Raw genomic sequence first — 20,395 nt, 5'->3', positions numbered from 1 at the left:
ATGACCACGGATACGGAACTCAATCCCGAGGACTTCGTCGAGACCGCCCGCGCGGTCACCACGGCCTGCGCCGAGGCAGCGGGCCTGCCCGAGCGGATGGACCTGCTGGCCGAGGCCGGTCTGACCGGCATCCTTGCCCCTGAAGCGGTGGGTGGCATGGACCTGCCGCTGGGATTTGCCGTGCCGGTGCTGCGGGCGGCGGGCGGCGGGTTCCTTGCTGCGCCGCTGCTGGAATGCATGTTGCTGGCCCGCGCCTTTGCAGGTGTGGACGACGCTCTGGCGAGCGCGATTGTCTCTGGCGAGATGCCGGTGACCGTGGCTTGGAGCGGAATGCTCGGTGGCACCTCGGGCGTCGTGGGGCGTGCGCCGCTGGCGGAGGCCTGCGCGCGGGTGCTGGTGCTGGGGGCCGACGAGGGCGGCGTGCTGGTGACGCCGGGCGAGGGCGCAATGGTAGAGACGGAGTCGACGCTGGACCTTGAGCGCCCGGAGGCGCGGGTGCGTGTCACGGCGGCGTCCGGTCCCGAGCTGTCGGCGGATGCGGTGGCGCGGCTCAGGGCCGATGCGCTGGTCCTTCGGGCGGCGCTGATCCTCGGCGCAGCCGAGGATTGCCTGTCGCGTGCCGCAGACTACGCGCAGGAACGTGTCCAGTTCGGGCGTCCGCTGTCGGCGAACCAGTCGATCCAGCACCACCTTGCCCGCGACTGTCTGGCGGTGGAGACCATTCGCAACAACATCCACCGCAGCCTCTCGCCGGAATGCGCGGTGCCTGCCGCTGCCGCCCGCGCGACCTTTGTCGGCGCGGCGACGCTGGGAGCCCGGGTTGCGGAGAGCGCGATCCAGGTGCATGGCGGCATGGGCTTTACCTGGGAGGTGCCGTTGCACCGGCACCTGCGGATGATCAAGGCGCTGGCCGCGCAGGGCGGCGCGGCCGACCTGATCGAGGCGGTGGCCGCCGACCTGCTGGCGAACGCGGCGTGAAAGAACGAGGACAGGACAAGATGCACTCTGAACACAAGGTCGCCCTGATCACCGGAGCCGGTCACGGGATCGGCAAGGCGAGCGCCAAGCTGATGGCGGCGCGCGGCTGGACCGTGGCGATCAACGACCTGAAACCCGAATTCGTCGAAGAAGCGGTGAGCGAGATCACCGCCGAGGGCGGCAAGGCGATCCCCGTGGTGCAGAACGTCGCCACGCGCGAAGGCGTCTATGCGGCGGTCAAGGCCGTGATGGACGCGGCCGGGCAGCTCGACGTCATGGTGAACAACGCCGCCTGGGTTCGGTATCAGGCGATCCCCGACATCGCGCCGGAGACGGTGGACCGGATGCTGCAAATCGGCTTCAACGGGGTGATCTGGGGCACGCAGGCCGCTGCCGAGGTGATGGACGAGACCCGCGGCGGAGCCATCGTCAACGTGGCCTCGGCCGCCGGGTTCCGCTCGGCACCGCGGTCGTTGGTCTACTCAGGCATCAAGGCGGGCGTAATGGGCATGACCCGGGCCGCCGCCGCCGAGCTCGGGGCGCGCAACATCCGGGTGAACGCGGTCGCGCCCTCTGCGATCCCCACCGAGGGCACGCAGAAGCACCGCAATGCCGACCTCGACGCCAAGCGCATCGCGAGTACGCCGCTGGGACGGCTCGGCACGGTCGAGGACATCGCGCGCGCCATCGTCTATCTCTGCGCGCCCGAGAGCGATTTCGTGACCGGTCAGGTGCTGCTGGTCGACGGCGGCATCAACACGTCGAACCTGTAGGTCGTCATGATGACACGGGATCCCGCAGACCCTTCCCCGGCCCGCCGCGCCCTCGTCACGGGCGGGGCTGGCGGGATCGGCTGGGCCATCTGCCGGGCATTGGCCGCCGAGGGGGTGCGCTGCGCGATTGCCGATGTGGATGCGGCACGGGCCGAGGCGCGCGCCGCCGAGCTGGGCGCGGGGCACGTGGCGCTGGCGGTGGACCTCTCGGACATGCGTGCCGCTTCCGGTCTGGTCGGGCGGGCCGCCGAGGCGCTTGGCGGGCTTGAGATCGTGGTGAACAACGCGGGCATCACCGATACCTCGGGGCGGCGCATCGGCGAGATCCCGGCGGCGGAGTTCGCGCGTCTCGTCGCCGTGAACCTTGGCAGCGTCGAGGCGATCTGCCGGGCGGCGCTGGGGCTGCTGGCTCCGGGTAGCGTGATCGTCAACATCGCCTCGGGCGCCGCTCTGCGGGCGATTCCGCTGCGCGGGGCCTACAGCGCTACCAAGGCCGCGGTGATGGAACTGACCCGGACGCTTGATGCCGAGGCGGCGGGGCGCGGGATAGACGTGACGGCCATCGCGCCCGGGTTCGTCCGTACCGAGCTGGTCGAGGGGCTGATCGCGGCAGGGCGGCTGGATGCGGAGGCCGCCGCGGCGCGGGTTCCTCTGGGCCGCCTCGGAACGCCCGATGATATTGCCCGCGCGGTTGCCTTCGCAGCCTCGCCCTCGGGCCGGGTTCTTGCCGGGCGTTGCGTGTCGGTCGATGGCGGTGCGCTGGCCGCTGCGGGCACGGCGCTCCCGGCGACCGAGACCAAGCCGCCCGTCGGGACAACCCGGCTGGCGGTCATCGGCACCGGCGCAGAGGCGGAGCGACTGGTCCGCGTCGCGGGCCGGGACCGGGAAGTGCTGCACGTCGCAACGCCCGCCGCGCTTTTGGAGGCGTCGCCGTTTGGCGCTGTGATCGACATGCGCGGCTGCGATGTGACGGACACGACCCGGGCGCTGGCCGATGTCCGCGACCTCGCCGAGGTGCTGGAGACACGGGACGACGGCGCGGGCCTTGCCGTGCTGCTGCTTTCGGGCGGGGGAGACCCGGCAACGGCAGCGGCGCTCGGGATGATGGCGCGTCTGCTTGCGCTGGAGTGGGGACCGCGCCGCCACCGGGTGAACGCGCTCGACTGGAGCGATGCGCGACGGGACGGGATGGCGGAACTGGCGCTTTGGCTGACCGGTGACGGTGCGGGCTATCTCACCGGCCAGTCGGTGCAGGCCGGGCCCGCGCGGACACAGTTTGCAGCGGGCGCAGAAACGAGACACGAGACGACTGATTGAGCGGCCGACCGGCCGTGGGAGGGAACATGCTGGCTTACCTGAAACTGAGACGCGAGGACGTGATCGCGGGGCTGATCACCGTCGCTGTCGGACTATTCATCCTGACCGAGGCCTTCGACTATCGGCTGGGCACGCTGACGCGCATGGGGCCGGGATACTTCCCGATGCTGCTGGGGGTCTGCATGTGCCTGCTGGGCGCGGTGCTGCTGGTCTTCGCCGAACCGGGCGGGCGTTCGGAGTCCGAGAGCGAAGGGTCGAACCTGCGCGGCGTGCTGATGGTGACCGCCGCGTTCCTGGCCTTTGCGCTTCTGATCGAACGGGTGGGAATGGTGCCCGCGATCTTCGTCGCGGTGTTCCTCGCGTCGCTGTCGAACCGCACCACCTCGCTGCTGACTGCCGCCATGCTTGCGGTCGGGACAGCGCTCTCGTGCTGGCTGATCTTCAGCCTCCTTCTCGGACTTCAGATCAAGGCGTTCTGGTAATGGAACTGCTGAACAACCTTGCCCTCGGGCTTTCCGTTGCCGCCTCACTTGGCGGGCTGGCCTACTGTTTCCTCGGGGTGACCCTCGGCACCCTTGTCGGCGTGCTGCCGGGGATCGGGACGATGGCGACCCTCGCCATGCTGCTACCGATCACCTACCACCTCGAGCCGAACTTTGCGCTGATCATGCTGGCGGGCATCTACTATGGCGCGGCCTACGGTGGCTCGACCGCCTCGATCCTGCTGAACCTGCCGGGAACCGCGACGAGTGCCGTGACCGGCATCGACGGCTACCCGATGGCGCGCAAGGGGCAGGCCGGTGTGGCGCTGTTCATGACCGCGGTCGCGTCATTTGTCGGGTCGATGTTCGGGGTCGTGCTGCTCTCGCTCTTCTCGGTGCCGCTGGCACGGGTCGCGCTGGAGTTCGGCCCGCAGGAATACTTCTCGCTGATGTTCCTCGGCCTGATCGCGGCGGCGCTGATCGGTTCCGGCCGCTCGATCCGGTCGCTCGCGGCGGTGACGCTGGGCCTTGCGCTCGGGCTGGTCGGGATCGATCTGAACAGCGGTGTCGCGCGCTTTGCCTTTGGCATGCCCGAGTTCTACGACGGCCTGTCGCTGGTCGCGGTCGCCATCGGCCTGTTCGGCCTGCCCGAGATCATTTCGAGCGCAGGGCGGATCATCAAGGCGCCGATGGACACCAAGGACATCACGTTGCGGTCGATGCTGCCGAGCCGGGAGCAGTGGCGCCGGTCGGCCATGCCGATGGCGCGGGGGTCCGGCATCGGTGCCTTCTTCGGCGCGCTGCCGGGGACCGGCGGTGTGGTGGCCACCTTCATCTCCTACGCGACCGAGAAGAAGCTCTCCAAGCACCCCGAGGAATTCGGCAAGGGTGCGATTGAGGGGATCGCCGCGCCGGAATCCGCGAACAACGCGGCGGTGCAGGCGGCCTTCATCCCGACCCTCAGCCTCGGGATCCCGGGTGACCCAGTGATGGCGATCATGCTGGGCGTCATGATGGTGCACGGTATCCTGCCGGGGCCGAACGTGATTTCCGGCTCGCCCGACCTGTTCTGGGGTCTGGTGATGAGCTTCGTCATCGGCAACATTTTCCTGATGATCCTGAACTTGCCGCTGATCGGCATCTGGGTGCGGATTCTGTCGATCCCCTATCACCTGCTGTTCCCGGTGATCGTCGCCTTCGTCTGTATCGGCATCTACAGCGTGAACTTCCAGGTGATGGACATCTATGTCCTGCTGGCCTTCGGGTTCTTCGGCTGGGGCATGAAGGCGCTGAACTTCGAGGTGGCGCCCTTGTTGCTGGGCTTCGTGCTTGGCCCGATGATGGAAGAGAACTTCCGCCGCGCGCTGGTGGTGTCGAACGGCGAGATCGCGACCTTCCTGACGCGACCGATCTCGGGCGTGATCATGGGCGCTTCGCTGCTGATCATCGCGTGGTTTACCGTCGCCGGGTTGCGCCGCGCCCTGTCGCGTCGGGGCGGTTACCGGGATGAGCAGAATGCCTGACGGGGCAGGCGACGGCGTGACCGTCACCCGCCTGAGCGAGACCCCGGACCGGCTGGGGGAAAGCCCGGTCTGGGATGCCGACGCGCAGTGCCTGTGGTGGATCGATGGCGTTGCCGGGCTGGTCCGCCGGATGGGGTTCGAAGGCGATGCGCCGCGCGGGGTCGAGACCTTTGCGTTCGAGGGGCATGTGGGCTCCATCGCGCTGGCCGAGCCCGGCGGTATCGTTGTCGCGCTGGAACATTCGGTCGTGACCTTCCGACCCGACGCGGGACAAACGGAGCTCCTGCTGGTCCTGACGGGTGCCGATCCGGCGATGCGGCTGAACGACGGCAAGGCGGACCGGCAGGGCCGGTTCCTCTGCGCGGGCATGGGCCGCACCGGCGCCCCGCTTGGGGCGCTGCACCGGATCGACCGGCGGGGCGGTCACGCGGTGCTGTGCGAGGGGCTGACGGTCGGGAACGGTATCTGCTTCAGCCCCGATGGCCGGGTGCTCTATTTCACCGACACGCCGCGCCGTCAGGTGATGGCCTGCGATTATGACCCCGAGAGCGGTGCGGCCTCGGTGCCACGGGTGCATATCGACACGGACGCGCTGGGGTCCGGGATCGACGGCGCGACGGTCGATGCCGATGGCAACCTCTGGGGCGCGCTGATCCGGAGTGCCGAGATCGGCTGCTTCGATCCTTCGGGGCGCCTGTTGCGGCGTGTTCCGGCGCCTGTCGACCTGCCGTCGAGCCTCGCCTTCGGGGGGGCACAGATGGACCGGCTCTTCGTCACCTCGATCCGTGATTCCGGCACCGGGCGCGCGGTTTCGACCCATCCGGAGGGCGGCCATCTCTTTGTGCTGGACGGGCTCGGCAGCCGGGGGCTGCCGGAAGCGCGCGTTCTCTGACCGCGATCCGGGGCGTGGACGAAGCCTAGCTCGGGGTAGCCAGACCGGCCCCGACCTCGGCGGTCAGCAGCGCCATCCGCGCGCGCGCATGGTCGAGGATCGGGCTGGCGACCCTGTCGGGAAAGGTGCCGGGCAGGCTGTCGGCCACGCGCTCCAGCGCGGGCAGTCCAGCGGCGACGATCTCCTCGAAGGCCCGCCGCCGGGTCGGTACGGGCACGCGGGCGGCCTCGGCGGTCTGGTCGAAATGGCGCGGCTGGATCTGGTCTAGCCGGTAGTGCCGCCGCCGCCCCGCCGACATGGCAAGGCGCAGATCGCGGTGACGAAAAGCGCCGGAGGCCATCGCGGGCGCGGCGCTGAGGATGTCGTAGAGCGGCGTCATCCGGAACCCGCCGGGGCCGAGAAAGAGCGAGTAGTTCTTGGCATGTCCGTCGATGGCGGCAAGCAGCCAGTTCACCACTTGGGCCTTGAGGAACATACGCTGGTCCGCCGCCCGCTCGGACGAGCCCTCGAGCAGGCGCAGCCCGTCCTGCATCGAAGGACCGCCATGATCCTGGTACTTCTGGCCCGACTCGAGCCCGAGCGCCTGCAGGAAATCCTCTTGTGGCAGGCGCAGGATACCGCCGCCGGCGCGCGGGGTCCGGTCGAAGCGGGTGACGACGAGGACGGTCTGGTCCTCGAACGTTTCGATCCGTGCCGGGTTGACCGGAAGGCCGAGGGCGGCGGCGAGCTGCAGGCATAGCCATTCGTTCTCGACGCTGTCGGTCATGTCGATGCCGTGAGAGATCACACCCATGCGGCGCTTGAGGATATGCGTGGTGGGCGTCAGCCCGAGCGGCTTGAACCAGCCGCCGTCCTTCCAGAGCAGCGCGGTCTTTTCCTGCGCCCCGGCCAGCGAGATGCGGAAAGTCTCGTCCTCCTGCATCCCGAGGGGAGAGGTGGCGAGGGTGCGGATGGTGTCGGCAATGGCGGCGGCGTCCTGCTGTTCGCCCTCCACGCGGAAGGGGTCCCCGGGCTCTGCGCCCGGCGGCAGGAATTGCATGGCACCGATGCAGTCGCGCCCGATGGCGGCCAGCAGGTCGTGGGGCCGGGCGCTGCGCGCCTCGGTGCGCTCGGCGATCAGCCGCCGCAACGCGCTGTTGTCCGGCAAGAGGTTCTCGAACACGGCGCTGACATGCGCACCGGTCTGGGACCCGCCGGTCAGCGGCAACTGGCGCGAGATCGGAAAGGCATGTTCCCAGTCCAGCCATGCGGGATCGTAGGCGAAGGCGGTTCCGCCGGAGGGGCTGTAGCGGTAGTCGCCCGCCAGCCGCCCGTTGATCCGCACGTCCAGCCGCCGGGTCAGTGCCGGTCGTCCCATCAGAAGATGTCCCCGACCGAGGGTGCGCGCAGCACGGTGCCATCCTCGCCCAGCACCAGTTCCAGCCCGAGGGCCGAGACCAGTGCGAAGAGGGTCGAGACGCGCGGCTCGTGCGTGCCGTTCTCGATCCGCGAAACGTGCTTGGCGGCCAGACCCGCGCGCTGGCCCAGCTCGTCCTGGGTCAGCCCGAGTTCCCGCCTGCGGCTGCGCAGCGCCTGACTGAGACCGGTCGCGTCGCGGAGGGACTGGGTGTGCATGAGGGTGGCCTGCTGGGTAACGGATACGTTGAATTCTGGAAATATACCAAAAACGTACCTTTTGCAAGAAAACCCAGAAACAGCACCCGATGCAGTGGGGCGCACGCGACAGTCCGGAAAACCTCTATTCGCCGTGACATATAACTATTGGCAAATCCGATTACATAATGGAGCCTCAGCGCGGGCCGTACTTTGGTCGTGGGGAAATAATGGACTCGTTCAGCGCGGCATTGGCCAAGCAGGAAATTCTGGCCTGGTGGTCCACGGAAAGGGCCAGGGTCGATCGGGACTGCAGGGACGCCGCAGAAAATTATCGCCAGATTGCCGGAAAATCCGTCGACGAATTAACCTTGATGGAACTCATCCGAGGTGGGGAGAAACGCAAGGCGGTGGAAGAACAACTGCGTTCCAGACTGAATGTATTCAATCGGCGCATGGAAAGATCACTACAGGAAACCTGCGTCGCTTCGATCTCGAGAATTGAAGGTGTCGAATTTGAACACAGCCTGCTGAGCGAGGCCGCGGTGCTGGCAGGAACCGGGGTCACCGCGGCTGGTTCGCTCGGGCTGGCCGTGGTGGCAACCGGGGTGGCGACCACCACAACGGTTACGACCGTCCTCGGAATTTTCTCCGCCGGGACAGTCGTTACGTTTTCATGGCCCGTGTTTGCGGTGGCGGCGGTTGGCGCAACGGCACTGGCCGTGGTCTCGACTCGGATGCAGGGCTATGCGGCGGAACGGTTGAAGTCGAACCTCAAGGAAAAGATCGGTCGGAGCATTGAAGCTGCGCTGATAGGGGACAACAACAAGGGCGAAACCAAGAGCACCCGGCAATCCCTGCTGGAGCTGCTCGACGAGGCGCGTGACATAAGGGTGAGGGCAATAGGAACATGGCAGGAACCGGAATAGAGTCCGTACTGGCGTCAGTCTCCGAGGAATTGGCTGACAGGATTCTGGATAAGAGCGCCGAAGTGGTCGGAATGCTGGTGCGCGATTCAACGACCAAGAAAATTCTTGGGCATCTGCAGGAAACGAACCTGACGCAGAGTATCGTCGGCGTGGCGGTGGAGAAGGGCGGTGGCGTCGTGAACTCGCTGCTTGGCGCACCGCTCCAATCGGCGACCGGGATCATTCAGGTTGTCCAGAACGAGCAGATCAAGGGAAAGCTGAAACTCCTGGAATCAATGCTCGGTGGTATGCAGGCCCTCCAGATGGCGACCCTTGTGTCCTCCGTGGCGGGCATGGGTGTCACCGTGGCAAGCACGGCGATCATCCTCTCGCGCATGCAGGCGATGGACCGGCAACTGGAGGCAATCGGGGACCGGCAGGAGCGGGTTCGGGAAGAGCGCGAGGACTGGGACCTTCGTCAGGTCCTTTCGCGGATCGAAGCCGGCCTGCAACAAATGGCCGAAGCTGATTTCTCGAAGAACGCGGAAGCGGTAGTGCGGCCAGCGGAAACCAGCCTCAACGAAGCTTTCATGCAGGCCCATTCCGGGCTGATGCATATCGTTCGCCGTCCCCGCATTGATGCCGAACTGCTGACCGACCTGATTTCACGCCTTTCGATGTGCAGCATGGTGCAGGTGAGGGCATTGATCTGGCTTGATGAAAAGGAACGGGCGCTGTCACGGGTGGGCTATCATCTGGACAAGCTCAGCGAACTCACACTCGCGTTGCCGCAGGACAAGCTGGTTCTTGCTCTGGGAGAGGATCGCGAGAAGGGGGGAGCGATAGATCAGCTGTCTTCGAACCTGAGGCTGCGTCTGGCCTCTCTGCCCTCGCTTGTCGAAACGCTGATCGACAGGGATGTTCATGGTCGGGCATACCTCGAACGCGCGGCGCAGGAAGACGAGGAACCCGTTCTTCTGCTGGCGAGGTGAGACACCTCCGGCAATGACGCATGAAGGCGGCGTCCCGCTGCGCCGTCTCCCCCCGCTTTACTCCATCCGGCGCAGCGATTGCAGGCACATTGTCTTGATCTGCTGGCGGTCGGCGTCGGTGAGGGGGCGGTCGTAGGTGCGTTGCCATTTCAGGGTGTTGCGGATGGCGCCGCCGATGAAGCCGCCCATGAGGAAGGGTTCGGCGTCCATCAGCCAGCCGCTGGCGCGCAGGTCCTGCAGGATCTCGGCGATGTAGTCCGAGCTGCCGCGAAAGCTCTGGATCAGGTCTCGGGCGGGCAGGAGGGGGACGTTGGACAGGTATTCGAACAGGATCGCCCGCGAGGGGTCGTTCCAGATGAAGTCGATATAGTTGTCGATGTAGCGGTCGAGCCGCTGTTCCGGCGTTGCGGAGGGGTCGTCGCCTTCGACGAGCAGGGCAGTGACCTGTTCGGCCAGCCGTTCGTAGACCGCGCGGATCAGCACGTCCTTGGATTCAAAGTGATTGTAGAGCGAGCCGGTGGCCACTTCGGCGCGGGACGCGATCTTTGACATGGACGCCTGCGTGCCATGTTCGACCAGCAATTCGGCCGTCGCGTCGAGAATGCGTTCCCGCATCGGAATTACTTTCGTCATCAGTGAATGAACCTTCATTCAGTTGTCACACTCGCACCTTAGGGATGCCGCCGACTCGGCACAAGCGATTTGATTCCGCCCGCCGATCTGACCCGCAACCGAAAGGAAAAGCCCGATGACGGAGCGTCCCCTCACCTTCATCCACATGACCGACCTCCACGTGAACGCCCCCGGCGTCGAGGACGACATGCTGTTCAGCGAGACCCGCGACACCCTGCGCCGCACGCTGGCCGAGATCGCCCGCATGGAGCAGAAGCCGGACTTTATCGTCGCCTCGGGCGACCTGACCAACCACGGCGAGCCGGAAGCCTACCGCACTGTCGCGTCGATCATGGATGAGGCCGGGCTCGACCTCCCGGTGGTCTACGCGCTTGGCAACCACGATCGGCGGGAAGGCTTCGCCGAGGGGTTCTCGGCGCTCTACTCGGACCCTACGAAACCCTATGACCACGATACGGTGATCGGCGGGCTGCACGTGATCGTGCTGGATTCCTCGGTGCCGGACGAGATCGGTGGCTTCTGGGAAGCGGGCCAGGTCGACTGGCTGAAGGCGCGCCTTGCCGAGCATGCCGACCTGCCCAAGCTGCTGGTCATGCACCATGCGCCGATGATCGACCTGACGGCTGGCGAGATGGAGTGGGAATCGCTGTCGCGCGTCGCCACCGAAGAGCTGCGGCAGGCCATCGAGGGCGTGAATGTTGTCGGCATCCTCTCGGGTCACGTCCATATGGACCGGGTTGCCCTGTGGCACGGTGTGCCGGTGGTGATCGGTACCGGCCACCACGCCGGGACCGATGTCGTCGCCCTGCCGGGCGCCTTCAACATGCTGGACGCCACCGGTTTTGCCGTTGGCACGCTCTACCCCTCGGGGCTGCAGGTGACCTTCGTCGCCCATCCGCAGACCCGCGAGGTGCGCCATACGCTCGACATGCAGCGCATCCTCGACTTCATTGAGGCCCGCAAGACCGCGGCCGAGTAACGACCGGCGCGGCCTGCTGCGGGCCGCGCCTCCTCCTCCCCGACCAGACGTCACACTGACCAACGATTGGAGCCCGTGATGAAAACCACACTGCTGGCCGTTGCCGTCGCACTGAGCGCGACTGCGGCCCTTGCCCAGAGCATGCCCGCCGAGGTGACCGAGCCGGTCACCATCACCTTCTACAACTACAACCTCGCCTCGGCCGGGAATGGCGCGGACGCCACCCGCAAGATGATCGCCGAGTTCGAGGCGGCCCATCCGAACATCCACGTCGAAGGCGTGCCGGTGCAGCCGCAGGATATCGCCACCCGGCTGCAGGCCGACATCGTCGCCGGGCAGTCCGTCGACCTTGTCCAGATGCCCTTTGCCGCGCTCGGTTTTGCCGCCGAGAACCTTGGTGCGGTGGCATTGGAAGACATCGTGCCTGCCGAGGAGCTTGCCGGGCACTTCGAGGGTATGGTGCCGAACGGTCTGGAACTCGGTCGCCTGAACGGCAAGACCTACGGCCTTGCCTATACCTTCTCGACGCCGGTGCTGTTCTACAACGCCGACCTGTTCCGAAAGGCCGGGCTCGACCCGGACCAGCCGCCTGCGACCTGGGCCGAGCTGAAGGAAGCCGCGCTAAAGATCAAGGCCAGTACCGATGCGCTGCCGCTGGCCACCGGCATCTACGGGCCGACCGCGCTCGACTGGCTGATGCAGGGCGTTATCAACTCGAACGGTGGCGCGGTGATCAACGCCGACCGGACCGAGATGACCTTTGCCTCGCCCGAGGCCATCGAAGCCATCGCGATGCTGCGTGACCTCGCGCAGGAGGGGATCACCGAGAACCTCAGCATCACGGCCCAGATGGAGGGGATGGCCGCAGGCAACACGGCGATGTACCTGCAGACCTCGGCGATCCAGGGCTACCTGGTGAAGGGCGCGACCGGCAATTTCGAGCTGCGCGCGGCCGCCATGCCGGCCTTTGGCGACAAGCCCGTGAAGCCCTCGAACTCGGGTTCGGCGCTGTCGCTGCACTCGACCGACCCGGTCAAGCAGCGCGCGGCCTGGGAACTGATGAAGTACCTCACCTCCGAGCGGGGCTATACCATCATCACCTCCGAGATCGGCTACCTGCCGTTGCGCCCGTCGATCGTGAACGACCCGGAATACCTCGGGGAATGGGTCAAGGCACATCCGCTGGTGCAGCCGAACCTCGCACAGCTGGAAAAGCTGGCGCCCTACGTGCCGCTGCCGGGGCCGAACTACCTGCAGATCGGGATCTCGATGATGGACGCGATGGAAATGGCGACCTTCGGCAACGACGACAACGTGGCCGGTATCCTGACCGAAGCGCAGGAGCGCACCCAGCGCCTGATGCCCTGACCTGACCGAGGCCGAGCCCAGGCGCCCCATGCGCCTGGGCCACCTGCATTTGGACCCGACGATGACCGATTTCGCTGCCGAACCCCACCCGCCGCGCATGCTGCGCCGGATGACACGGGCGCGCCGCTTTCGGCGGCAGCTGGTGCCCTACCTCTACCTGCTGCCTGCCGTCGCCTGTTTCGTGATCTGGATTTACGAGCCGCTGGCCCAAGCCTTCGTGCTGAGTTTCCAACAGTGGAACCTGCTGCCGACCGCGCCGAAGACCTGGGTGGGGCTGGACAACTACCGCAACATCTTTGACCTGCCGAAGTTCTGGCAGGCGCTGGGAAACACCTGGTACTATCTCGTCGGATTGCTGCCGCTGGCGGTGCTGCTGCCATTGGTGATCGCGCTGTTCACGCAGGATCTGCCGCCGCGCAGCCGCAACCTCTACCGCGCGTTGATCTTCGTGCCGATGATCGTGCCGCCCGTGGTCGCCGCTGCCGTCTGGCGCTGGCTGCTGGACCCGAGCCACGGCATCCTGAACCTTGGCCTGCAGGGGCTTGGGACGAAGCCGATCGGGTTTCTCTCGGACCCGGACCTCGCGCTTTGGACCATCACCTTCATCACCGGGTGGAAGCTGATCGGCTTTGCCACCCTGATCCTCTCGGCGGCCAACGCGGCCATCGACGAGAGCCTCGTCGAGGCGGCCCGTCTCGACGGCGCATCCAAGTGGGAGATCATCCGCGATATCCGCCTGCCGCTGCTTTCGCCCACGCTGATGCTGCTGATCCTGATGGTCGTGCTGCTGGGGGCGCAGTGGAGCTTTTCCTATATCCACGTGCTGACCGAGGGCGGACCGCTCGGCTCGACCACCAACATCTATTACCTCCTGTGGCAGTTCGGCTTCGGGTCGCTCTCGGTCGGCTGGTCTTCGGCCTCTGCGGTGATCCTCTTCGTCGGCTTCGGCCTGCTGGCCGCCGCGCTCTTCGCCCTCAAGGCCAAGGTGACCTTCCATGATGACTGATGCCGCCACGCTTGCCCCGGTGCAGCCGCGCCGCCGCGCCCTCGCCCTCTCGGGATGGGACACCGGCGTGGGCCACGCCCTGATGATCCTCGTCTCGCTGGTCTGCGTCTTTCCGATCTACTGGATGATCGTGACCTCGCTGCGCCCCGAGAACGCGATCTTCTCGACCCGGCTCTGGCCCGATGCGGCAAGCCTCGACAACTACGCCTATGCCCTGCGCGCGGTTCCGATGCAGCGGATGCTGGTGAATACCTTCATCGTCTCGGCGGCGGTGACGGCGGTGCAGCTGCTGTCGGGGATCCTTGCCGGCTACGCCTTTGCCCGCTGGCGGTTTCGCGGTTCGGCGATCCTGTTCGGAGCGGTGGCGCTGACATGGCTGGTGCCTCTGCAGGTGGTGATGATCCCGAACTACCTGCTGGTCGCCCGCCTTGGCATGATCGACACGCTGGGCGCGCTGATCCTGCCGCACATCGCATCGGCCTTTGCCATCATGCTGCTGGCCCAGTCGATGCGGTCGTTCCCGACCGAAGTGGTCGAGGCCGCGCGCATGGACGGGGGCAACCATTGGCAGATCCTGTGGCAGGTGATCGTGCCCAACCTGCGCGGGACGCTCGCCTCGCTGGCGATCCTGATCTTCATCACCACTTGGAACGAGTACTTCTGGCCGCTGCTGCTGACCCGTTCGCCCGAGAACTCGGTGGTGCAGATCGGCCTCCAGATGTTCATCTCGTCGGAAGGGACACAATGGGGTCCGCTGATGGCGGCCTCGACCATGGCGAGCCTTCCGATCCTCCTGATCTATCTTGTCCTGCAACGGCAGGTGATCTCTTCCTTCATGAAATCCGGACTACGCTGATGATACCCCAACGACTGATCCCCCTGACCGGGGCCCACAACCTGCGTGATCTTGGCGGTTATACTGCCTCTGGCGGGCAGACAGCCTGGCGCCGCGCGCTGCGCGCGGACAGCTTGCACCGGCTGGACCGACAGGCGATGGAAACGCTCCGCGACATGGGCTGCACCACGGTCATCGACCTGCGGCACAGTGAGGAAACCGGTGCGCAGGCCAATCCCTTTGCCGCCGGGTTCGACGGCGTCCTCTATCACAACATTTCGCTCTTTGCCGGGCTCGATCCGTCCCGCCCCGGGCTGAAGGAGGCCGAGGACGTGCTCTTCGCGCTTTACTGCCAGGCGCTGGAGGAGTGTGCGGCCGAGTTCGTGCAGGTGTTGCGGGTGGTGGCGGACGCGCCGGGCGCGGTGCTGTTCCACTGCACGGCCGGCAAGGACCGGACCGGCATGATCGCGGCACTGCTGCTGTTGCTGGCCGGCACGCCGCGCGCCGAGATCGTCGCGGATTATGCCCTGACCAGCCGCTACTCGCCCGCAATGTTCGCGGCGCTGCGCGACGAGTTGGAGGCGGCGGGGCGCGACTTCGACCTCGCCTCGCCGCTGCTGCTGAGCGAGGCGGCAACGATGGAGGCCTTCCTCGGTCATCTGGACACGGCGCATGGCGGGGCTGAAGTCTACTTGCTGACCCATGGTCTGACCGAGAGAGAGATCGCGGCACTGCGCAGCCGAATGCTGCAGGCCGAAGCGATGGAAGGAGCTGCCTGATGTCCTATGTCTCGATCCGCGACTTGCGGAAAAGCTATGGCGACGTGCAGACCCTGCATGGGCTGAACCTGGGGTTCGAAGAGGGGGAGTTCGTGGTGATCGTCGGCCCCTCTGGCTGCGGCAAGTCCACCTTGCTCCGGATGATCGCGGGGCTGGAGGATATCACCTCGGGCGAGATCGGCATCGGCGGGCAGGTCGTCAACGACGTGGAGCCCGCGAACCGGGGCTGCGCCATGGTGTTCCAGAACTACGCGCTCTATCCGCATATGACGGTGGCGGGGAACATCGGCTATCCGCTGAAGTTGGCCCGCGTACCGCGCGCCGAGCGTGAGCAACGTGTACGCGAAGCGGCCGAGATCCTCGGGCTCACCGACTATCTGGACCGGCGACCCAAACAGCTTTCGGGCGGACAGCGTCAGCGGGTGGCCATGGGGCGCGCCATCGTGCGACAGCCCAGGCTGTTCCTCTTCGACGAACCGCTGTCGAACCTCGACGCGAAGATGCGGGTGCAGATGCGGATCGAGATCCGGCGCCTGCACCGGCGCCTCTCGGCCACTTCTGTGCTCGTGACCCACGACCAGGTGGAGGCGATGACAATGGCCGACCGGCTGGTGGTGATGAACGGGGGCCGGATCGAGCAGATCGGCAGCCCGTCGGAGGTCTATGCGCGCCCTGCGTCGGCCTTCGTCGCCGGGTTCCTTGGCGCCCCCGCGATGAACCTTCTGCCCGCGACGGTGGACCGGGAGGGCATCCTGCGGGCCGATATGTGCCCCGACCGGATGCTGGCGGGTGACCTCAAGCTTCCGTCGGGAACGGAACTGACCCTTGGTGTGCGGCCCGAGGATTTCACCGTGGCGCCTGCCGGTCGTGGGGGGCTGCCCGCGCAGGTCGACCTGATCGAGGACCTTGGCGGCATGAGGGTCGCGCATTGCCAGCTTCCCGGGGGCTATGCCTCCGCCGTGCTGCCGCGCGAGAGTGCAGTGCGCGAAGGGACGCATGTCTCGCTGATCCCGGACGTGGCCCGGCTCCACGCCTTTGACCGCGTTTCGGGGCAGCGTCTGGCCGAGGTAGCGGTGGCCGGGGCGGACGCGGGCCGGGCGGAGAGCGACGCGCGGTCGGAGGCGTTTGCGCCCGCCTAAAAGGGTCTTCACGGCTGCCGGTCTGCGAATTCGGACTGGCAGCCATGCATTGCGCCGGGATTGTCAAATCGGGCCGGGACAGCTAGGTAGGCAGCTAATAGTTAGCAACCTACCTATTTCGTATCGCCATGCCCGACTCCGATCCAACCCGCAACTTCGTCCGCCGTATCAGCCTGCTGGCGCGGCGCATCCGCACGCAGTTTGACAAGCGAGCGGGTGAACACGGCCTGACTCAGGCACGGGCGCTGATCCTTCTTTACCTCGACCTCAAGGGCTCGATGAGTCAGGCCGAACTGGCCGAGGAAATGGACGTGGAGCGCCCGACCATGGCGCGGCTGGTCGATGCGATGGAATGCGGCGGGCTGGTGCGGCGCGAGGTATCGCCGCAGGACCGGCGGATCCGCAACGTGGTGCTGACCGAGGCCGCCCAAGGCGAAGTGCAGGCCCTGCGCGCCCTGTCCAAGGCGCTGCGCGAGGATGTGGTTGCCGGGATCCCGCAGGAAGACCTCGACGTTGCCGACCGGGTGATCTGCCAGATGATCGAAAACATAGGCAGGGCAGAACGATGACCGAGAAGGAAATCGCCGCCCTGACCGCGTCGGGTGAAACCGAATTGGCGGATCTGGAGCACTCTGGGCCGGTCGAAGAGGTGTCGGAAGAGCCCGAAGAGCCTGATGAACCCGAAGCGCCGCAGCCGGTGCCTGCCGCTCCGGCCACCTATGCCCTTGGGCTGGTCATGCCGCCGTGGCAGGCGGTGTTCTATTTCTTCACCGCCGCCGTTCTGGCCCTCGCCCAGGGTTTCAGCCAGAGCGTCATCTCGGTCAACTCGCAGCAATTGCAGGGTTTCTTCGGCACTACGCAGGCCGAGACCCTGTGGTTCACGGCGGCCTACATGGCGCCGAACGCATCGCTGACCATCGCACTGATCAAGCTGCGGGGCCGGTTCGGCCTGCGCCGATTTGCCGAGATCTCGATTGTCGTCTTCCTTGCCTCGGGTCTGCTGAGCTTTGCCGCGAACGACTTCTGGTCGCACCTCGCCGTGCGCTTTCTCGCAGGATGCGCCGCCGCGCCGATGAGTTCGCTGGCCTTCCTCTACATGCTCGATCCCCTGCCGCAGCAGCGCAAGATGAACGTGGGCCTCTCGGCCGCGCTCACGCTGATGTTCATGGGCTCGACCCTGACCCGGCTGATTTCGCCCGAACTGATCGAAATGGGGTCGTGGCGGGGGCTGACGGTGTTGGAGGCCAGCATGGCGGCCATCGGGCTGGCCCTGATCTATCGCTTCCCGCTGCGCAACCCCGCCACGCCGATGACCATCGAGGCGGGGGACGTGATTTCCTTTCTGCTGATCGCCGTGGGTTTCGGCTGCATCGCCGTCGCCACCATCACCGGTGCCCAATACTGGTGGACCGAGCAGGCCTGGCTGGGCTGGACCATTGCCGTTGGTACCGCCGCCATCGGCCTCGCCGGGGCTATCGAACTGAACCGAAAGAACCCCCTGCTGGACATCCGCTGGCTGACCAGCCCGACGGTGATGCATTTTGCCGCCACCCTGCTGCTGTTCCGCCTTGTGCTGAGCGAACAGAGTGCGGGGGCCGCCGGTCTGATCCGGGCCCTGGGCGTGATGAACGAACAGGCGCGCGGGCTGTGGTTGGTGGTGCTGGCCGCGACGATCCTTGGCGGGGTCATCTGCGCGTTGTTGCTGAAGCCGGGGCGGGAAAAGGAGTTTCACGCCGTCGCCCTGTTGCTGCTGATCGCCGGTTCGCTGATGGATACCAACTCGACCGCGCAGACAGTGCCGAGCGACCTCTACCTCTCGCAGGGGATGATCGGACTTGCTTCGGCGCTGTTCCTGCCCCCGGCCATGCTGTCCGGCATCCTGCTCGCGTTCAAGAAGGGCCCGGACTACATCCTGACCTTCGTGATCGTCTTCCTGACGACGCAGAAGATCGGCGGCTTTCTCGGCTCCGCGATCTTTTCCTCCTTCGTCAAGGTGCGGACCACGCTGCACACTCAGCGGCTCTACGAAGAGCTGATTTCGACCAACCCGCTGGTGACCGAGCGGATCGGGACCTATTCGGCCTCGCTTGCCCCCGTGGTCACCGACCCGACTCTGCGCAGTGCGCAGGCTGCCGCGCAACTGGCCAGTGAGGTCAGCACACAGGCGGCCGTGATGGCCTATAACGACGCCTTCCTCGTGGTCGCCTGCGTCTCGTCGGCTGCCCTTGTCCTGCTTCTGGGTCACGCGGCGCTCAGCGCCCGCCAGGCCCGTCTGGCCCGCCGCGCCGAGACCGCGGCCCCGGCCCCCGCCCCGATTGTTTCCGAACCCCCGCAGGCACGGCCCCAAGCCGCCTGAAGAAAGACCACCGCCATGTTAGCCAAAGCATCCCGCCATATCGCAACCGCCCTAGCCCTGATCGTCGGAGTTCTTGGGGTCGTCGGAGTTCTCTACGCCTGGGGCCTGCCGCCGTTCCGCGCCAGCACACAGACCACCGATGACGCTTACGTGCGCGGCCAGGTCACGACGCTGGCGCCGCAGGTCTCCGGCAATATCAAGCTGGTCGCGGTGCAGGATTACCAGCGCGTCGCCGCAGGCGACCTGCTGATCCAGCTCGACGATTCCTCTTATGTGCAGCAACTGGCCTCGGCCAGAGCGCAGTTGGCGTCGGCGGAAGCTTCGCTGTCGGGAACCGCGCAGGACCGCAGCATCGCCAAGTCGAGCGTCGAGTCGGCGGATGCGGCGGTGGACTCGGCCGAGGCGGCGCTGGCCGGGGCCAAGGCCGACATGGACCGCTCGAGCCAGCTGCGCGAACGCGGCGTGGTCACCAGGAGTGACGACGAGGACCTGCAGCTGAGCTATCGCCAGGCCACGGCCTCGCTGCGGCAGGCCAAGGCACAGGCCGAAACGGCGCGGCAGAAGCTGGCGGCCATCGACATTGAGGAACGCAGCCGCGAGGCCGGGGTCCAGCAAGCGCGCGCCGCCGTGTCGCTGGCGCAGATCGCGCTGGACAACACCCGCATCGTCGCGCCGGTCGATGGGCGTCTTGGCGAACTCTCGGCTCACCTCGGGCAATACGTGAGCGCGGGTACGCGGTTGGTGACGGTGGTGCCCGACACGATCTGGGTGGTCGCGAACTTCAAGGAGACCCAGCTGGCAGGGCTGCAGGAAGGACAGGCCGTGAGCTTTACGGTCGATGCCCTCGGCAAGGCTCGGCTGACCGGGCATATCGAGAGCTTTTCGCCCGCGACGGGGTCGCAGTTCAGCGTGCTGGGCAGCTCCAACGCGACGGGGAACTTCATCAAGATCGCGCAGCGGATCCCGGTCCGTATCTCGGTGGATGCGAACCAGTCGGCTGCGGCCAAGCTGGCGCCGGGCATGTCCGTGGTGGTCCGGGCGGACGCGCAGGCCTGAGGGCGCTGCCCGGGCTCAGGCCTCGGGCAGGTGCGACATGACGTGGTGGAACTTCTCGCCCTGCACCGCGACGTGGTCACGCAGCAGGTCGGCGGCGCGGTTGGCGTCGCCCGCGGCGATGGCCTCCACGATGGCCTCGTGTTCCTCCATCGACTGCTGCAGTCGCCCGCGCAGGAACAGCTGCATCCGGCGATAGGGCTTCAGCCTGCGGTGCAGGCGCGAGGCCTCCTGCTCGAGGAACCGGTTCCCCGACTGGGCATAGAGCAGGTGATGGAAGACGCCGTTCTTCTGGTAGTAGAGATCGACGTCGCCCGCCTCGCGGGCGGCACGGCATTCGGCGTTGACCTGCCGCAGTTCTGCGATTGCCGGATCCGTGGCGCGGCGTGCGGCGAGACGGCCGCAGACCGCCTCGAGTTCGGCCATCACCTCGAACATCTCAAGGATCTCGACCGGGGAGCTGATGCGGACGAACACGCCGCGACGCGGCTGCTGCACCACGAGACCTGACTGCGCGAGCCGGTGGAAGGCCTCGCGAATCGGCGTCCGCGAAACCTTGTGCTCTTCGGCGAGGCTAGCCTCGTCCAGCCGGGTACCCGGCGCAAAGCGCCCCGTGAGGATCTGATCCTCAAGGATCTGCGCGATCTGGTCCGACCGGCTGCGCTGGTCGGCGGGGTCGATATCCAATGTCATGGTTTTTGTATACGAGAAGGTTGACAAGGTACGCAATAGCCTGCCTGATGAGCCCCATCGGCGCCCGGAGGAGAAACGGCGCCTTGGGAGGAGATA

At 66.5% G+C, this 20,395-nt stretch carries 21 protein-coding genes; 17 read left to right on the top strand and 4 right to left on the bottom strand.

Going from position 1 to position 20,395, the window contains the following annotated elements; genetic code table 11:
* Genes DDT93_RS17755 through DDT93_RS17730 form a run of 6 tightly spaced genes read left to right on the top strand, consistent with a single transcriptional unit; the run spans position 1 to position 5,965 of the window.
* Entirely contained in the window at positions 1 to 978 is a 978-nt protein-coding gene (locus DDT93_RS17755; protein WP_109467196.1) for an acyl-CoA dehydrogenase family protein, read from the top strand.
* A 20-nt stretch (positions 979 to 998) separates the two neighbouring features.
* A complete protein-coding gene (locus DDT93_RS17750; RefSeq protein ID WP_109467195.1) occupies positions 999 to 1,751 on the top strand; it encodes an SDR family NAD(P)-dependent oxidoreductase in 753 nt (250 codons plus the stop codon).
* A 9-nt stretch (positions 1,752 to 1,760) separates the two neighbouring features.
* Positions 1,761 to 3,068, top strand: coding sequence for an SDR family oxidoreductase (locus tag DDT93_RS17745; protein ID WP_157960218.1), 1,308 nt, complete (start codon positions 1,761 to 1,763; stop codon positions 3,066 to 3,068).
* A 26-nt stretch (positions 3,069 to 3,094) separates the two neighbouring features.
* Positions 3,095 to 3,550, top strand: coding sequence for a tripartite tricarboxylate transporter TctB family protein (locus DDT93_RS17740; protein ID WP_232825496.1), 456 nt, complete (start codon positions 3,095 to 3,097; stop codon positions 3,548 to 3,550).
* Positions 3,550 to 5,073 (top strand): tripartite tricarboxylate transporter permease, encoded by a 1,524-nt coding sequence (locus tag DDT93_RS17735; RefSeq protein ID WP_109467193.1) that lies wholly within the window; start codon positions 3,550 to 3,552, stop codon positions 5,071 to 5,073. The genes DDT93_RS17740 and DDT93_RS17735 overlap by 1 nt, the downstream gene beginning before the upstream one ends.
* Entirely contained in the window at positions 5,066 to 5,965 is a 900-nt protein-coding gene (locus DDT93_RS17730) for an SMP-30/gluconolactonase/LRE family protein (protein ID WP_109467192.1), read from the top strand. Before DDT93_RS17735 ends, DDT93_RS17730 begins: the two co-directional genes overlap by 8 nt.
* 25 nt (positions 5,966 to 5,990) lie before the next feature.
* Here the strand turns inward: DDT93_RS17730 and DDT93_RS17725 are convergent, their stop codons facing one another.
* Both DDT93_RS17725 and DDT93_RS17720 read right to left on the bottom strand, forming a co-directional pair.
* Positions 5,991 to 7,322, bottom strand: coding sequence for a type II toxin-antitoxin system HipA family toxin (locus tag DDT93_RS17725; protein ID WP_109467191.1), 1,332 nt, complete (start codon positions 7,320 to 7,322; stop codon positions 5,991 to 5,993).
* Complete coding sequence (locus DDT93_RS17720) at positions 7,322 to 7,579, bottom strand: helix-turn-helix domain-containing protein (protein ID WP_109467190.1); 258 nt, start codon at positions 7,577 to 7,579, stop codon at positions 7,322 to 7,324. Before DDT93_RS17720 ends, DDT93_RS17725 begins: the two co-directional genes overlap by 1 nt.
* Before the next feature lie 209 nt (positions 7,580 to 7,788).
* On the opposite strand from DDT93_RS17720, the gene DDT93_RS17715 reads away from it, so the two are divergent.
* Together DDT93_RS17715 and DDT93_RS17710 are read left to right on the top strand one after the other, a co-directional pair.
* The gene (locus DDT93_RS17715) at positions 7,789 to 8,487 is read left to right on the top strand and encodes a hypothetical protein (RefSeq protein WP_109467189.1); all 699 of its coding nucleotides are present in this window, start codon (positions 7,789 to 7,791) and stop codon (positions 8,485 to 8,487) included.
* Complete coding sequence (locus tag DDT93_RS17710) at positions 8,469 to 9,458, top strand: hypothetical protein (RefSeq protein WP_157960217.1); 990 nt, start codon at positions 8,469 to 8,471, stop codon at positions 9,456 to 9,458. Before DDT93_RS17715 ends, DDT93_RS17710 begins: the two co-directional genes overlap by 19 nt.
* Before the next feature lie 57 nt (positions 9,459 to 9,515).
* Here DDT93_RS17710 and DDT93_RS17705 read toward each other — a convergent pair whose 3' ends face one another.
* A complete protein-coding gene (locus tag DDT93_RS17705; protein ID WP_198654894.1) occupies positions 9,516 to 10,091 on the bottom strand; it encodes a TetR/AcrR family transcriptional regulator in 576 nt (191 codons plus the stop codon).
* Positions 10,092 to 10,206: 115 nt separating this feature from the next.
* Between DDT93_RS17705 and DDT93_RS17700 the strand changes: the two genes are divergently transcribed.
* From DDT93_RS17700 to DDT93_RS17660, 9 genes are all read left to right on the top strand, one after another.
* Positions 10,207 to 11,070 (top strand): metallophosphoesterase, encoded by an 864-nt coding sequence (locus tag DDT93_RS17700; RefSeq protein ID WP_109467186.1) that lies wholly within the window; start codon positions 10,207 to 10,209, stop codon positions 11,068 to 11,070.
* A gap of 78 nt (positions 11,071 to 11,148) precedes the next feature.
* Positions 11,149 to 12,438 (top strand): ABC transporter substrate-binding protein, encoded by a 1,290-nt coding sequence (locus DDT93_RS17695; RefSeq protein WP_109467185.1) that lies wholly within the window; start codon positions 11,149 to 11,151, stop codon positions 12,436 to 12,438.
* Positions 12,439 to 12,499: 61 nt separating this feature from the next.
* A complete protein-coding gene (locus DDT93_RS17690; RefSeq protein ID WP_109467233.1) occupies positions 12,500 to 13,444 on the top strand; it encodes a carbohydrate ABC transporter permease in 945 nt (314 codons plus the stop codon).
* On the top strand, positions 13,434 to 14,300 hold the full coding sequence (locus tag DDT93_RS17685; protein ID WP_109467184.1) for a carbohydrate ABC transporter permease: 867 nt from the start codon (positions 13,434 to 13,436) through the stop codon (positions 14,298 to 14,300). The genes DDT93_RS17690 and DDT93_RS17685 overlap by 11 nt, the downstream gene beginning before the upstream one ends.
* On the top strand, positions 14,300 to 15,058 hold the full coding sequence (locus DDT93_RS17680; RefSeq protein WP_109467183.1) for a tyrosine-protein phosphatase: 759 nt from the start codon (positions 14,300 to 14,302) through the stop codon (positions 15,056 to 15,058). Before DDT93_RS17685 ends, DDT93_RS17680 begins: the two co-directional genes overlap by 1 nt.
* Positions 15,058 to 16,197, top strand: a complete 1,140-nt coding sequence (locus DDT93_RS17675; RefSeq protein ID WP_109467182.1) for an ABC transporter ATP-binding protein — start codon at positions 15,058 to 15,060, stop codon at positions 16,195 to 16,197. The genes DDT93_RS17680 and DDT93_RS17675 overlap by 1 nt, the downstream gene beginning before the upstream one ends.
* Before the next feature lie 128 nt (positions 16,198 to 16,325).
* Entirely contained in the window at positions 16,326 to 16,766 is a 441-nt protein-coding gene (locus DDT93_RS17670) for a MarR family winged helix-turn-helix transcriptional regulator (RefSeq protein WP_109467181.1), read from the top strand.
* Positions 16,763 to 18,553, top strand: coding sequence for an MFS transporter (locus DDT93_RS17665; protein ID WP_109467180.1), 1,791 nt, complete (start codon positions 16,763 to 16,765; stop codon positions 18,551 to 18,553). The genes DDT93_RS17670 and DDT93_RS17665 overlap by 4 nt, the downstream gene beginning before the upstream one ends.
* A 15-nt stretch (positions 18,554 to 18,568) precedes the next feature.
* Entirely contained in the window at positions 18,569 to 19,609 is a 1,041-nt protein-coding gene (locus DDT93_RS17660; RefSeq protein ID WP_109467179.1) for an HlyD family secretion protein, read from the top strand.
* Positions 19,610 to 19,624: 15 nt separating this feature from the next.
* On the opposite strand, the gene DDT93_RS17655 is transcribed toward DDT93_RS17660, so the two are convergent.
* Positions 19,625 to 20,299 carry a GntR family transcriptional regulator gene (locus DDT93_RS17655; protein WP_109467178.1) on the bottom strand — a complete coding sequence of 225 codons (675 nt, stop codon included), beginning with the start codon at positions 20,297 to 20,299 and terminating at the stop codon, positions 19,625 to 19,627.
* Between the last annotated feature and the right edge of the window lie 96 nt (positions 20,300 to 20,395).

The sequence above is a fragment of the Albibacillus kandeliae genome (genome assembly GCF_003116585.1).
Classification (GTDB): Bacteria; Pseudomonadota; Alphaproteobacteria; order Rhodobacterales; family Rhodobacteraceae; genus Albibacillus; species Albibacillus kandeliae.
This window is presented reverse-complemented; position numbering and strand designations above follow the sequence as displayed.